At 60.4% G+C, this 13,265-nt stretch carries 12 protein-coding genes and 2 tRNA genes; 1 reads left to right on the top strand and 13 read right to left on the bottom strand.

The window, feature by feature from the left end; genetic code table 11:
* Positions 1-11 precede the first annotated feature (11 nt).
* The 10 genes from nusA to rlmE form a co-directional block, all read right to left on the bottom strand.
* Complete coding sequence (gene nusA, locus VXM67_RS05610; protein ID WP_023378628.1) at positions 12-1,493, bottom strand: transcription termination factor NusA; 1,482 nt, start codon at positions 1,491-1,493, stop codon at positions 12-14.
* Positions 1,494-1,552: 59 nt separating this feature from the next.
* Entirely contained in the window at positions 1,553-2,011 is a 459-nt protein-coding gene (gene rimP, locus VXM67_RS05605) for a ribosome maturation factor RimP (protein WP_023378627.1), read from the bottom strand.
* Between the two features lie 130 nt (positions 2,012-2,141).
* Positions 2,142-2,218 (bottom strand) — tRNA-Met (locus tag VXM67_RS05600).
* 98 nt (positions 2,219-2,316) lie between these two features.
* Positions 2,317-2,402 (bottom strand) — tRNA-Leu (locus tag VXM67_RS05595).
* Positions 2,403-2,423: 21 nt separating this feature from the next.
* Positions 2,424-2,816, bottom strand: a complete 393-nt coding sequence (secG, locus tag VXM67_RS05590) for a preprotein translocase subunit SecG (RefSeq protein ID WP_023378626.1) — start codon at positions 2,814-2,816, stop codon at positions 2,424-2,426.
* 4 nt (positions 2,817-2,820) lie between these two features.
* Positions 2,821-3,576 (bottom strand): triose-phosphate isomerase, encoded by a 756-nt coding sequence (tpiA, locus tag VXM67_RS05585; protein WP_027908023.1) that lies wholly within the window; start codon positions 3,574-3,576, stop codon positions 2,821-2,823.
* Positions 3,577-3,642: 66 nt separating this feature from the next.
* A complete protein-coding gene (gene glmM / locus VXM67_RS05580; RefSeq protein ID WP_023378624.1) occupies positions 3,643-4,983 on the bottom strand; it encodes a phosphoglucosamine mutase in 1,341 nt (446 codons plus the stop codon).
* A 16-nt stretch (positions 4,984-4,999) separates the two neighbouring features.
* Positions 5,000-5,851: a dihydropteroate synthase gene (gene folP / locus VXM67_RS05575; RefSeq protein ID WP_027908022.1), complete on the bottom strand. Its 852-nt coding sequence runs from the start codon at positions 5,849-5,851 to the stop codon at positions 5,000-5,002.
* Positions 5,852-5,859: 8 nt separating this feature from the next.
* Positions 5,860-7,764, bottom strand: a complete 1,905-nt coding sequence (ftsH, locus tag VXM67_RS05570; protein WP_023378622.1) for an ATP-dependent zinc metalloprotease FtsH — start codon at positions 7,762-7,764, stop codon at positions 5,860-5,862.
* A gap of 203 nt (positions 7,765-7,967) precedes the next feature.
* Positions 7,968-8,594, bottom strand: a complete 627-nt coding sequence (gene rlmE / locus VXM67_RS05565; RefSeq protein ID WP_023378621.1) for a 23S rRNA (uridine(2552)-2'-O)-methyltransferase RlmE — start codon at positions 8,592-8,594, stop codon at positions 7,968-7,970.
* Positions 8,595-8,696: 102 nt separating this feature from the next.
* Between rlmE and yhbY the strand changes: the two genes are divergently transcribed.
* Entirely contained in the window at positions 8,697-9,005 is a 309-nt protein-coding gene (gene yhbY / locus VXM67_RS05560) for a ribosome assembly RNA-binding protein YhbY (RefSeq protein WP_023378620.1), read from the top strand.
* Positions 9,006-9,077: 72 nt separating this feature from the next.
* On the opposite strand, the gene VXM67_RS05555 is transcribed toward yhbY, so the two are convergent.
* The 3 genes from VXM67_RS05555 to carB are packed head-to-tail and all read right to left on the bottom strand — an operon-like array spanning position 9,078 to position 13,205.
* Positions 9,078-9,527 (bottom strand): MFS transporter, encoded by a 450-nt coding sequence (locus VXM67_RS05555; protein WP_186598300.1) that lies wholly within the window; start codon positions 9,525-9,527, stop codon positions 9,078-9,080.
* Positions 9,505-9,987, bottom strand: coding sequence for a transcription elongation factor GreA (gene greA / locus VXM67_RS05550; RefSeq protein ID WP_023378618.1), 483 nt, complete (start codon positions 9,985-9,987; stop codon positions 9,505-9,507). The genes VXM67_RS05555 and greA overlap by 23 nt, the downstream gene beginning before the upstream one ends.
* Positions 9,984-13,205, bottom strand: a complete 3,222-nt coding sequence (gene carB / locus VXM67_RS05545; RefSeq protein ID WP_023378617.1) for a carbamoyl-phosphate synthase large subunit — start codon at positions 13,203-13,205, stop codon at positions 9,984-9,986. The genes greA and carB overlap by 4 nt, the downstream gene beginning before the upstream one ends.
* Positions 13,206-13,265 lie beyond the last annotated feature (60 nt).

The raw sequence follows: 13,265 nt of genomic DNA, 5'->3' as shown, positions 1-13,265 counted from the left end.
GCCGCGCCTAATTACTCGAACCAGTGGGCTCGGGCGGCCATGATCAACTTGCCGGCACGCTCTTCGTCGATGCCGTCGATGTCGAGCAGATCGTCGATCGACTGCTCGGCCAGGTCTTCGCGGTTAACCACGCCGCGCACCGCCAGTTCCGCCGCCAGGTCCTTGTCCATGCCCTCGAGGGAGAGCAGGTCTTCAGCCGGATGGGCGTCTGCCAGTTTTTCTTCGGTAGCGATGGCCTTGGTCAACAAACGGTCCTTGGCACGAGCGCGGAGCTCATTGACGATATCCTCGTCAAAGCCATCGATGTTGAGCATTTCTTCCAACGGTACGTAGGCAATTTCTTCAAGGCTGGTGAAGCCTTCGTCGACCAGCACTTGTGCCAGCTCCTCGTCGACTTCCAGTTCCTCAATGAAGTTGCGCAGGATGTCGCCGGTCTCAGCCTGCTGCTTGGCCTGGATGTCCTTTTCGGTCATCACGTTCAGGGTCCAACCGGTCAGCTGACTGGCCAGGCGAACGTTCTGACCGCCACGGCCAATAGCCTGGGCCAGGTTGTCTTCGGCAACTGCGATGTCCATTGCATGGGCATCTTCATCAACGATGATCGCCGCGACTTCAGCCGGCGACATGGCGTTGATGACGAACTGCGCCGGGTTCTCGTCCCACAGGACGATATCCACACGCTCACCACCCAACTCGCCGGATACGGCCTGGACACGCGAACCGCGCATGCCGATACAGGCACCTTGCGGGTCGATGCGCTTGTCCTTGGAGCGGACGGCGATCTTGGCACGCGAACCCGGATCACGGGATGCAGCCATGACTTCAATGAGGCCTTCGGCGATTTCCGGTACCTCGATGCGGAACAACTCGATCAGCATCTGTGGCGCAGTGCGCGACAGGATCAGTTGCGGACCGCGGTTCTCGGTGCGGATTTCCTTGAGCAGCGCACGCAGGCGCACGCCGACACGGAAGGTCTCACGGGGAATGATGTCTTCGCGAGCCAACAGGGCCTCGGCGTTGTTACCCAGGTCGACGATGACGTTGTCGCGGGTAACCTTCTTGACGGTACCGGAGATGATCTCGCCAACGCGCTCGCGGTAGGCGTCGACCACTTGGGCACGCTCGGCCTCGCGCACTTTCTGCACGATGACCTGCTTGGCGGTCTGGGCGGCGATACGACCGAACTCGATTGACTCGATCTTCTCTTCGATCACGTCACCGATCTTGGCATCCGGATGCGTGTCCTGGATCTTGCTCAGCCAGGTTTCGATAGCCGGATCGTCCAGGTCGTTCTCGTCGACCACGGTCCAGCGGCGGAAGGTCTCGTAGCTACCGGTGTGGCGGTTGATTTCCACACGCAGGTCGACTTCGTCCTCAAAACGTTTTTTGGTTGCAGTGGCCAGGGCCACTTCCAGCGCCTCGAAAATGACGCCGGGCGGTACACCTTTCTCGTTGGATACCGATTCAACAACCAGCAGTACTTCTTTGCTCATCGTACGCCTCGCCTTGCGCAAGCCATTGGGTCCGGACAGTCCGCCGGGCCCGGCACGTCTCAGTCAAAACTGGGAATAATATTGGCCTTGTCGATCGAGTCGATCGGCAACAGGAACTCGTGATTGTCCACCTGGACCACCACATCCTGCTCCTCCACACCGCGGAGAAGGCCCTGGAAGTTACGACGACCCTCGAAGGGCGTACGCAGCTTGATCTTCACTTGTTCGCCGGCATGCGAAGCAAACTGTTCCAGAGTGAACAGCGGGCGATCCATGCCTGGAGAGGACACCTCGAGGGTATATTCACTGCTGATCGGATCTTCAACATCCAGGATGGCACTGGCCTGACGGCTGACCGCTTCGCAGTCGTCCACCAGGATTCCGCCTTCCTTGTCGATGTAGATACGCAGGACCGAATGTTTGCCCTGGGAGATGTATTCGATCCCCCAGCATTGGTAGCCCAGACCCTCGACCACCGGGGCCAACAAGGCCTGCAACTGTTCTAGCTTGCTCGACACCTGAACCCCCTCGTGCATGCTGTGCAAATAAAAAATGGGCGAAGCGCCCATCCCTGAAAGCGCCGTTGGACAACGACGCCGATAACTGTTCGGCTAGCAAAAAGCCCCTGAAAAGGGGCTCCGCTGAAGCTGGTTGCGGGGGCTGGATTTGAACCAACGACCTTCGGGTTATGAGCCCGACGAGCTACCAAGCTGCTCCACCCCGCGACAAAGCTGGGGCGAAAGTATAAGACTGAACCCGCTACAGGGTCAATCTAACCTCCACCTGCAAGAAAGCCCGCTAAAGCGGGCTCTCAAGCTTTAATTGGTACCGAGAAGGGGACTCGAACCCCTACACCCTATGGGCACAACCACCTCAAGGTTGCGTGTCTACCAATTCCACCACCTCGGCAATATTACTACTTGAAACCCGTTACTTCTGCTCTTGAGCCGGAGGAGGTACGTCACCAGCGTTGGTGGTTTCGCTCTTCTGCTCCTGGAGCACCGGTACATCATCATTAACTGCCGGCTTCTGCTCTTTCACTTCCAGTACCGCTGGATCTGGGAGACCCGCCTGGCTCAGCTGGTGAGCTTGTTGCTTGGCGAAGTATCCTAACCCAAGTGCTGTCAAAAAGAAAGTGGCAGCGAGTATAGCAGTCAATTTACTCAGGAAGGTAGCAGAACCTTGGCTTCCGAACACAGTATTAGAGGCACCTGCGCCGAAAGATGCACCTGCTTCCGCACCTTTACCCTGTTGCAACAGAACCAGCACTACGAGTGACAGCGCTGCCAACAGATGAAAAACAACGATAACTGTTTCCAGCATTTGTTCAGTTTCCTGCGGCGCGACAAATTGCACCGAATTCGTCTGCGTTCAGGGACGCTCCACCAATGAGCCCCCCATCGATATCCGGCATGCCGAACAGCTCAGCCGCATTGGCCGCCTTCACGCTGCCGCCGTAGAGAAGCTGCACGTTCGCGGCAACTTCGGCGTCTTCCGCCGCCAACTGCGCGCGAATGGCTGCATGCACATCCTGCGCTTGTTGCGGCGAAGCCGTCAAACCTGTGCCAATGGCCCACACGGGCTCATAAGCAATTACTGCATTGGCAAAAGCCTTAACACCGAATGCATCGATGATACTGCTTAGTTGACGCCCGACAACTTCAAGCGTCTTGCCCGCCTCGCGCTCTTCGAGAGTTTCCCCTACGCAAAGCACCGGCATTAAACCACTAAGTTGAGCAGCTGCAAACTTATCTTTCAGCACTTCCTCAGTTTCACCCATAATTTGGCGGCGTTCGGAATGGCCAATCAGAACCAACTTGCAACCTGCTTCAACCAACTGACTGGGTGCAATTTCACCCGTCAGCGCACCCTCTTCGGGTTTTACCGCAGAATTCTGTGCACCTACGATGATCCCCCTGCCTTGCAGCCCATCAATGACTTGATTGATGAACAGCGCCGGCGGAAACACCGCGACTTCCACACCGTCTGGCAAGGACATATTGCCCAAGCCCTGGATCAGCTCAGCGACGCTGGCGCGGGTACCGTGCATCTTCCAGTTACCAGCTACCATGGGGCGACGCATGCTTTACCTCGTCGGTCAAAGTGGGCGCAGATCTTACCCAACCAGATCTGCGCTGGCAAGCCTATTTCAGGCACAAACTTCGCTGACCAGCTTGGCCAAGGCTTCGGCGTGGCTGCGCACTTGGTTTTCGTCGTCGCCTTCGACCATGACCCGCACCAGCGGCTCGGTACCCGACTTGCGCAAAAGTACCCGTCCGCGCCCAGCCATCGCCTCGGTGACCTTGGCACTGGCCTCCTTCACCGCAGGATGCTCCAGCGGGTCGACCTTGCTTGCGCCAAAGCGCACGTTGATCAGCACCTGTGGGCATTTGCGAACGGCCTGGCGGGCCTGCGCCAGGGTCTCGCCACGGCGCTTGAGCGACAACAGCACCTGCAGCGCGGCAATGATCGCATCGCCAGTGGTGGTGTGGTTGCAGCAAACCACGTGCCCGGAGTTTTCCCCGCCAACCAGCCACTCGCGCTCGAGCAACTCCGCCATGACATAGCGGTCGCCGACCTTGGCCCGCACGAACGGAATATCCAGGTCCTTGAGCGCCAGCTCCAGGCCGAGGTTGCTCATCAGGGTACCCACTACGCCACCCTGCAGCTTGCCGCGCTCGTGCAGGTCGCGCGCGATGATGAACAGCAATTCGTCTCCGTCGACGATGGCGCCGGTGTGGTCGACCATCAGCACACGGTCCCCATCGCCATCGAATGCGATGCCCAGGTCGGCGTGGCCGACCAGTACGGCAGCCTGCAGCGACTCGATGTGCGTGGATCCGCAATTCTCGTTGATGTTGAGGCCGTCCGGCTGGGCATGCAGCACGGTCACCTGAGCGCCCAACTCACGGAACACGCTGGGCGCAACCTTGTAGGTAGCGCCATGGGCGCAGTCGACCACCAGCTTGAGGCCTTCGAAACTGGTGCTGCTCGGCACGCTGCTCTTGCAGAACTCGATGTAGCGACCGGCGGCGTCGTTGATACGGGACACCTTGCCCAGCTTGCTCGACTCGACCACTGTCATCGGCTGGTCCAGCAACTCCTCGATCATCAGCTCGACTTCGTCCGGCAGCTTGGTGCCCTGGCCCGAGAAGAACTTGATGCCATTGTCGTCATGCGGGTTGTGCGAGGCGCTGATGACGATCCCCGCTTCGGCATGGAAGGTCCGGGTGAGGTAGGCGATGGCCGGCGTCGGCATCGGCCCGAGCAGCATGACATCGGCACCGGCGGCAGAAAGACCGGCTTCGAGCGCCGATTCGAACATGTACCCGGAGATACGGGTGTCCTTGCCTACCAGCACTCGGCAATTGCCCTGCTTGCGGAAAGCCATGCCCGCAGCCCAACCCAGTTTCAGCATGAAATCCGGTGTGATCGGGTATTCGCCGACGCGGCCACGAATGCCGTCGGTACCAAAGTATTTTCTGCTCATAGGGACTCCAATGTTCTTATTCGGCGTTCTGTACCGCAGCGATCATGCGCACGACATCAACGGTCTCGGCCACGTCATGGACGCGCAGGATGCTAGCACCCTTGGTCATCGCCAATGCCGCCAGCGCAAGACTGCCGTACAACCGCTCGCCCACCGGGCGATCCAGGGTCAAGCCGATCATGCTTTTGCGCGAAACGCCCACCAAAAGCGGGCGCCCCAAGCGGTAGAGCGCTTCCATGTGTTTGAACAGGCTCAGGTTATGCGCCAGGGTCTTGGCGAAACCGAAGCCAGGATCAAGAATGATTCGGTCAGCGTCGATACCGGCCGCTGCGCAGGCCGCCATCCGCTGTTCAAGATAGCGCGCAACGTCGGCGGTCACATCGTCGTAATGTGGATCATCCTGCATATTGCCCGGCTCGCCACGCATGTGCATGAGGCAGACCGGCAGGCCGGTATCGGCAGCGGCATCCAGTGCACCGTCGCGCTCCAGCGCGCGCACGTCGTTGATCAGGCCGGCCCCCAGGCGCGCCGACTCGCGGATCACGGCCGGGGTGGACGTATCCACGGAAATCACCACATCCAGGCGACTGTTGATCGCCTCGACCATCGGCGCCACGCGCTCGAGCTCTTCAGTAACCGATACTGCCCGCGCGCCAGGCCGGGTCGACTCGCCACCGATGTCGATCAGCGTGGCGCCTGCAGCGACCATCGCCTCGGCATGCCGAAGCGCTTCGTCGCGCTGATTGAAGCGCCCGCCGTCGGAGAAGGAGTCGGGGGTGACATTGAGAATACCCATGACATGGGTACGGGACAAATCAAGAACCCGGTTGCCGCAAGGCAACCGGGTCGGGTACTGCTGTGAGCTCATAAGTGCCCTTAGTGTTGTGCCGCTGGGCCGCCAATCGGCGACTCTGGGCGATCACCCTGGGTTGCAGAGGTGCCCGAAGCCGAGTCGTCGTCCCAGTCACGCGGTTCGCGGGGTGGACGGCCGGCCATGATATCGTCGATCTGCTCGGCGTCGATGGTCTCGTACTTCATCAGCGCCTCGGCCATGGCATCGAGCTTGTCGCGGTTGTCGGTCAGCAGTTGCTTGGCCGTGGCATAGCACTGGTCGATGATGCTGCGCACTTCCGAGTCGATCAGCTTGGCGGTTTCACCGGAGACACTGGCGTGCTGGCTGGCAGCGCTGCGGCCGAGGAACACCTCGCCCTCCTCTTCGGCGTACATCAGCGGGCCGAGTTTCTCGGACAGGCCCCACTTGGTCACCATGTTCCGGGCGATCTGGCTGGCACGCATGATGTCGTTGGAGGCACCCGTGGTGACACCGTCGAAGCCCAGGGTCATTTCCTCGGCGATACGGCCACCGTACAGCGAGCAGATCTGGCTGATCAACGCGCGCTTGGACAGGCTGTAGCGGTCCTCTTCCGGCAGGAACATGGTCACGCCCAGGGCGCGGCCACGAGGAATGATCGACACCTTGTAGACCGGGTCATGCTCAGGCACCAGACGACCGACGATGGCATGACCCGCCTCGTGGTAGGCAGTGTTCTGTTTTTCCTTCTCGGACATGACCATGGTCTTGCGCTCGGCGCCCATCATGATCTTGTCCTTGGCCAGTTCGAACTCTTTCATTTCGACCAGGCGCTTGTTGGAGCGTGCGGCGAACAGCGAAGCCTCGTTGACCAGGTTGGCCAGGTCGGCACCGGAGAAGCCAGGGGTACCACGGGCGATGACCGCCGGATTGACGTTCTCGCCGACCGGCACCTTGCGCATGTGCACCTTGAGAATCTGTTCACGGCCGCGGATATCCGGCAGGCCGACCACGACCTGACGGTCGAAACGGCCGGGACGCAGCAGCGCAGGGTCCAGTACGTCCGGACGGTTGGTGGCGGCAATGACGATGATGCCATCGTTCATTTCGAAGCCATCCATCTCGACCAGCAACTGGTTGAGGGTTTGTTCGCGCTCGTCGTGACCACCGCCCATGCCCGCGCCACGGTGGCGACCCACGGCGTCGATCTCGTCGATGAAGATGATGCAAGGCGCGTGCTTCTTGGCCTGCTCGAACATGTCACGGACGCGGCTGGCACCGACACCCACGAACATTTCCACGAAGTCGGAACCGGAAATGGTGAAGAACGGCACTTTCGCTTCACCGGCGATGGCCTTGGCCAGCAAGGTCTTACCGGTACCGGGCGGGCCTACCATCAGTACGCCACGCGGAATACGGCCACCCAGGCGCTGGAACTTGCCCGGATCGCGCAGGAACTCGACCAGCTCGCCAACCTCTTCCTTGGCTTCGTCGCAACCTGCGACGTCGGCCAGGGTGGTCTTGACCTGGTCTTCGGACAACAGGCGCGCCTTGCTCTTGCCGAAGCTCATCGGCCCGCCCTTGCCCCCCGCGCCGCCTTGCATCTGGCGCATGAAGAACATGAAGACGGCGATGATCACCAGGATCGGGAAGCTGGCTACCAGCAGCTGCGTCCAGATGCTCTGTTGCTCAGGCTGCTTGCCTTCGATGATGACGTGATTGTCGACCAGGTCGCCGATCAGGCCATTGTCGGTAATGGCCGGACGCACGGTCTTGAAGTTGTCGCCGTCGGAACGCTTGCCGGTAATGATGTAGCCATCGACGGTCACACGCTCGACTTTCCCGTCTTTTACCTGCTGGATGAAGTCGGAGTAGTTGAGGGTCTGCGGCTCGTTAGGGCTCGAGAAGTTGTTCATCACCGTCACCAGGACCGCCGCGATGATCAACCAGAGGATCAGATTCTTTGCCATGTCGTTCAATTCGCTACCCTCTGAGGCCGGCGCACGACGCAGCCGTGCCTCGCATGATATTCGTCGCCTAACTTACTACATTACCTACGCATCCGCAGGCACCGTCTGTAACCCTTTGTGAAACCTAGACTACACGAAGTTCGGACGATCCTGAGGGGGCGGGCGATTGGAAATAACTATCGACCACCCCCCAACCCGCCTTTTCACACCCCTTTGAAGCCCCTGGCCAGCAGGTATTGCTCACGCGAGCGATCCCGCGAGGACGACGGCTTGCGCATCTGTACCTTGTCGAACTTGCTGCGCACGTCCTTGAGGTACACGTCAAAACCTTCGCCCTGGAAAATCTTGATCAGGAAATCGCCGCCCGGCTTGAGGACGCGGGTGGCCAGATCGAGGGCCAGCTCACACAGGAACATGGCGCGCGGCATGTCCACCGCAGGCGTACCACTCATATTGGGGGCCATGTCGGAAATCACAAGGTCCACGTGCGAATCGCCGACTGCCTGCAGAATGCTGGCGAGGACTTCATCCTGGGTGAAATCGCCCTGAATGAAGGTAACGTCGGGGATCGCGTCCATTTCCAGGATGTCGGATGCGATCAAGCGACCCTGCCCACCAATCAGACGACTGGTCACCTGCGACCAGCCTCCCGGGGCGGCGCCCAGGTCGATCACGCTCATGCCAGGACGGATCAGTCGGTCCTTTTCCTGGATCTCAAGCAGCTTGTAGCTCGCGCGCGAGCGGTAGCCATCCTTTTGCGCCTGCTTGACGAAAGGATCGTTGAAATGCTCTCTCAGCCAGTTATGGCTGCTTTTGGAACGTTGCGCCACGGGGCACCTCGATGATATGCGTCGTGTTTGACTGGGCGGAGCCACGGGCCCTCGGGTAAAATGCCCGTCAATTTTACAGAATCAGACGAAAAGGGTCAGATTATGCCGCTCAATAACGAGCAGAAGAAACAGTACAAATCCATTGGTCATGACCTGAAGCCGGTCTTGATCGTGGCTGGCAACGGCTTGAACGAAGGCGTCATCGCCGAACTGGAACGTGCACTCACCGACCACGAACTGATCAAGGTCGAGATTCGCTCCGAAGATCGTGAAGAACGTGCCGCCGCCATCGCCGAGCTGTGCAAGGCTGGCCGCGCGGAGCTGGTGCAGACCATCGGCAAGAAAGCGCTGATCTACCGCAAGAACCCGCAGCCGAACAAGCAGCTGTCCAACATCCACCGTTACAAGTAACGGAAAGGCCCCCGCAGGTATTCACCCTGTGGGGGCCGGCTTGCCAGCGTCGAGGCCTCGGCGCCTTCCCTGTCAGTGGCGCGGTGAACGCGTCTTGACCGGGACAGGCTGGGCTACCAGCACGATGCCGGAGAAGCCCAGCACCAGAAAACAGAACATCTGCCAGCGCTCGCCTATCGAGATGCCATAGCGCAGGGTGTAGTACCCCACGCAAGCACCGAAGCCGAGCAACAGCATCTGGCCGCGAAACTGCCGCCACCAGGCCGCCAGGCCCTCCACCCTCGCCAGCACCGCCAGCTGGGTCAACAGCCCAAGCAACGCCACGCCGATCAACCAGCGGTCAATCTGCCCAGCGATATCCTGCACCAGCAATGGCGCCAGGCCACTGACCTTGAGCGCAGGCACCAAACCCACATGGAACACCCAGAGGCCGCCAACCCAGAAGACCTGGGCCAGCTGCCAGAGGATTCCCTCGAGGGAGGGCGCCCGAAGGCGCCGGTCAGATGTGCTTGACTTCGACAATCTCGTACTCGACCGTACCGTTTGGCGTCTTGACGACAACGGTGTCACCTTCTTCCTTGCCGATGATGGCACGGGCGATCGGCGCACTGTTCGACAGCTTGCCTTTCTTCACGTCGGCTTCGTCCTCGCCCACGATCTGGTAGGTCACCTGATCGCCGGTCTCGGTGTTCTCCAGGTCCACGGTGGTACCGAAGATCACCTTGCCGGTGTGCGCGATGGTGGTGACATCGATCACCACCGAGTTCTGCAGACGGCCTTCGATGTCACGGATACGCGCCTCGACCATGCCCTGCTCTTCGCGGGCAGCATGGTACTCGGCGTTTTCCTTGAGGTCGCCCAGCTCACGCGCTTCACCGATCGCCTGGCTCAGGCGCGGGCGCTCGGTCTTGCTCAGGAAGGTCAGTTCCTCTTCCAGGGCGCGAGCGCCCTGGACGGTCATCGGGTACTTGGTAATGCTCATGCTTTAAGTCCTGCATGCAGATCCTGCAAGCGGCGAACGGTCTTCTCAGGGCCGAATTTCAGCGCTTCGCAGATGGCTTCACCTGCCGCAATGGTGGTCGTGCAGTAGATCTTGTGCTGCAGCGCATTGCGACGAATCGAGTAGGAATCGGCGATCGACTGGCGACCTTCGGTGGTGTTGATGATCAGCGACACTTCGTCGTTCTTGATCATGTCGACCACATGCGGGCGACCTTCGGTCACTTTGTTCACACGGCGCACTTTCAGGCCAGCCGCCTCGATCACCTTGGCGGTACCGGCAGTTGCAACCACTTCAAAGCCCAGGGCGATCAGGTCGCGGGCAACGCCAGCCACTTGTGGCTTGTCGTCGTCACGCACGCTGATGAACGCAGTACCGCCGGTCGGCAGCACTTCGCTGGCGCCCATCTGGGCCTTGGCGAAGGCTTCACCGAAGCTGTCGCCGACACCCATCACTTCACCGGTAGATTTCATCTCAGGGCCGAGGATCGGGTCAACACCTGGGAACTTGGCGAACGGGAAGACGGCTTCCTTGACGCTGTAGAAGTTCGGGATGATTTCCTGGGTGAAGCCCAGCTCTTTGAGCGTTTTACCCGCCATGACGCGCGCCGCGATCATCGCCAGGGAAGTACCGATGCACTTGGAAACGAACGGAACGGTACGCGACGCACGCGGGTTGACTTCGATCACGTAGATCTTGTCGCCCTGCAGGGCCAGCTGCACGTTCATCAGGCCGACGACACCCAGTTCCAGGGCCATCTTGCGCACCTGGTCACGGACTTCGTCCTGGACTTCCTTGCTCAACGAGTAAGGTGGCAGCGAGCACGCCGAGTCACCGGAGTGAACACCGGCCTGTTCGATGTGCTGCATGATCGCGCCGATCACCACGTCGGTGCCGTCGCACACCGCATCCACGTCCATTTCGATGGCGCAGTTGAGGAAGTGGTCGAGCAGCACCGGGCTGTCGTTGGAGACCTGGACCGCTTCACGCAGGTAGCGCTTGAGCTCGTCCAGTTCGTAGACGATCTCCATGGCGCGACCGCCCAGTACGTACGACGGACGCACGACCAGCGGGTAGCCGATGTCGCCAGCGGCACGGATGGCTTCGTCTTCGCTGCGCACGGTGGCGTTTGGCGGCTGGCGCAGGTTCAGGCGCTGAACCATCTGCTGGAAACGCTCACGGTCTTCGGCGCGGTCGATCGCGTCCGGGCTGGTACCGATGATCGGCACGCCAGCTTCTTCAAGGGCGCGAGCCAGCTTCAGCGGGGTCTGGCCACCGTAGTGGACGATGACGCCCTTTGGTTTCTCGACGCGGCAGACTTCCAGCACGTCTTCCAGGGTCAGCGGCTCGAAGTACAGACGGTCCGAGGTGTCGTAGTCGGTGGAAACGGTTTCCGGGTTGCAGTTGACCATGATGGTCTCGTAACCGTCATCACGCAGCGCCAGGGCAGCGTGTACGCAGCAGTAGTCGAACTCGATACCTTGACCGATACGGTTCGGGCCGCCACCCAGGATCATGATCTTGTCGCGGGTCGACGGATTGGCCTCGCACTCTTCCTCGTAGGTCGAGTACAGGTAGGCGGTATCGGTGGCGAACTCGGCGGCGCAGGTGTCGACGCGCTTGTAGACCGGGAACACTTCCAGCTTGTGGCGGTGACGACGCAGGTTCTTGTCGGTGATGCCGAGCAGCTTGGCCAGACGCTGGTCAGAGAAGCCCTTGCGCTTGAGGCGCAGCATGTAGTCCTTGTCGATGGCCGACAGGGCCAGGGTCTTGACCTTCTCTTCTTCCTTGATGAGATCTTCCATCTGCACCAGGAACCACATGTCGATGCCGGTCAGCTTGAAGATTTCTTCGCACGTCATGCCAGCACGCATGGCGTCGGCCACGTACCAGATACGCTCGGCGCCCGGTACGGTCAGCTCGCGCTTGAGGATGCTGTTGGCGTCAGGGCTGGCCAGGTCGACTTTCGGGTCCAGACCGCAGGCACCGACTTCCAGGCCGCGCAGGGCTTTCTGCAGGGATTCCTGGAAGGTACGGCCGATGGCCATGACTTCACCGACCGACTTCATCTGGGTGGTCAGGCGGGCGTCGGCTTTCGGGAATTTCTCGAAGGCGAAGCGCGGCAGCTTGGTGACGACGTAGTCGATCGACGGCTCGAAGGAAGCCGGAGTGCGGCCGCCGGTGATGTCGTTCTGCAGTTCGTCGAGGGTGTAACCCACGGCCAGCTTGGCGGCGATCTTGGCGATCGGGAAGCCGGTAGCCTTCGAGGCCAGGGCCGAGGAGCGCGATACACGCGGGTTCATCTCGATCACGACCATGCGGCCGGTGTTCGGGCAGATACCGAACTGAACGTTGGAACCGCCGGTTTCGACGCCGATTTCACGCAGTACCGCCAGCGAGGCGTTACGCATGATCTGGTATTCCTTGTCGGTCAGCGTTTGCGCCGGAGCGACAGTGATGGAGTCACCGGTGTGCACACCCATCGGGTCGAAGTTTTCGATGGAGCAGACGATGATGCAGTTGTCCTTCTTGTCACGGACCACCTCCATCTCGTATTCCTTCCAGCCGATCAGCGATTCGTCGATCAGCAGCTCCTTGGTCGGCGACAGGTCCAGACCACGGGCGCAGATTTCTTCGAACTCTTCACGGTTGTAGGCGATACCGCCACCGGTGCCACCCATGGTGAACGACGGACGGATGATGCACGGGAAGCCCAGGCGCTCGAGAACGGCGTTGGCCTCTTCCATGCTGTGGGCGATACCGGAACGCGGGCACTCCAGGCCAATGGCTTTCATCGCCTTGTCGAAGCGCGAACGGTCTTCGGCCTTGTCGATGGTGTCGGCGTTGGCACCGATCATCTCTACGCCGAATTTCTCCAGAACGCCGTGGCGCTCCAGGTCCAGGGCGCAGTTCAGTGCGGTCTGACCGCCCATGGTCGGCAGCAGGGCATCCGGACGCTCTTTCTCGATGATCTTGGCCACCGATTGCCACTTGATCGGCTCGATGTAGGTGGCATCGGCCATGGCCGGGTCGGTCATGATGGTGGCTGGGTTGGAGTTCACCAGGATGACGCGGAAACCTTCCTCGCGCAGGGCCTTGCAGGCCTGGGCGCCGGAATAGTCGAATTCGCAGGCCTGGCCGATCACGATCGGGCCAGCGCCGAGAATCAGGATGCTTTTAATGTCTGTACGTTTTGGCATTGGGTTGTCACTCAAATCCGCGGGTCAGTCGGCAAGCCGTCTTGAACAATCTGGGTCAGG

Source organism: Pseudomonas sp. Rh2, from assembly GCF_040762985.1.
Taxonomy (GTDB): Bacteria; Pseudomonadota; Gammaproteobacteria; order Pseudomonadales; family Pseudomonadaceae; genus Aquipseudomonas; species Aquipseudomonas taiwanensis.
Note: the sequence above shows the minus strand (reverse complement) of the source record. Positions and strands in the feature narration are given on the sequence as shown.

Coding starts and splice junctions, on each gene's coding strand:
- nusA (WP_023378628.1), bottom strand. CDS start 1,493: ATGAGCAAAGAAGTACTGCTGGTTGTTGAATCGGTATCCAACGAGAAA.
- secG (WP_023378626.1), bottom strand. CDS start 2,816: ATGCTGGAAACAGTTATCGTTGTTTTTCATCTGTTGGCAGCGCTGTCA.
- tpiA (WP_027908023.1), bottom strand. CDS start 3,576: ATGCGTCGCCCCATGGTAGCTGGTAACTGGAAGATGCACGGTACCCGC.
- glmM (WP_023378624.1), bottom strand. CDS start 4,983: ATGAGCAGAAAATACTTTGGTACCGACGGCATTCGTGGCCGCGTCGGC.
- folP (WP_027908022.1), bottom strand. CDS start 5,851: ATGAGCTCACAGCAGTACCCGACCCGGTTGCCTTGCGGCAACCGGGTT.
- ftsH (WP_023378622.1), bottom strand. CDS start 7,764: ATGGCAAAGAATCTGATCCTCTGGTTGATCATCGCGGCGGTCCTGGTG.
- yhbY (WP_023378620.1), top strand. CDS start 8,697: ATGCCGCTCAATAACGAGCAGAAGAAACAGTACAAATCCATTGGTCAT.
- greA (WP_023378618.1), bottom strand. CDS start 9,987: ATGAGCATTACCAAGTACCCGATGACCGTCCAGGGCGCTCGCGCCCTG.
- carB (WP_023378617.1), bottom strand. CDS start 13,205: ATGCCAAAACGTACAGACATTAAAAGCATCCTGATTCTCGGCGCTGGC.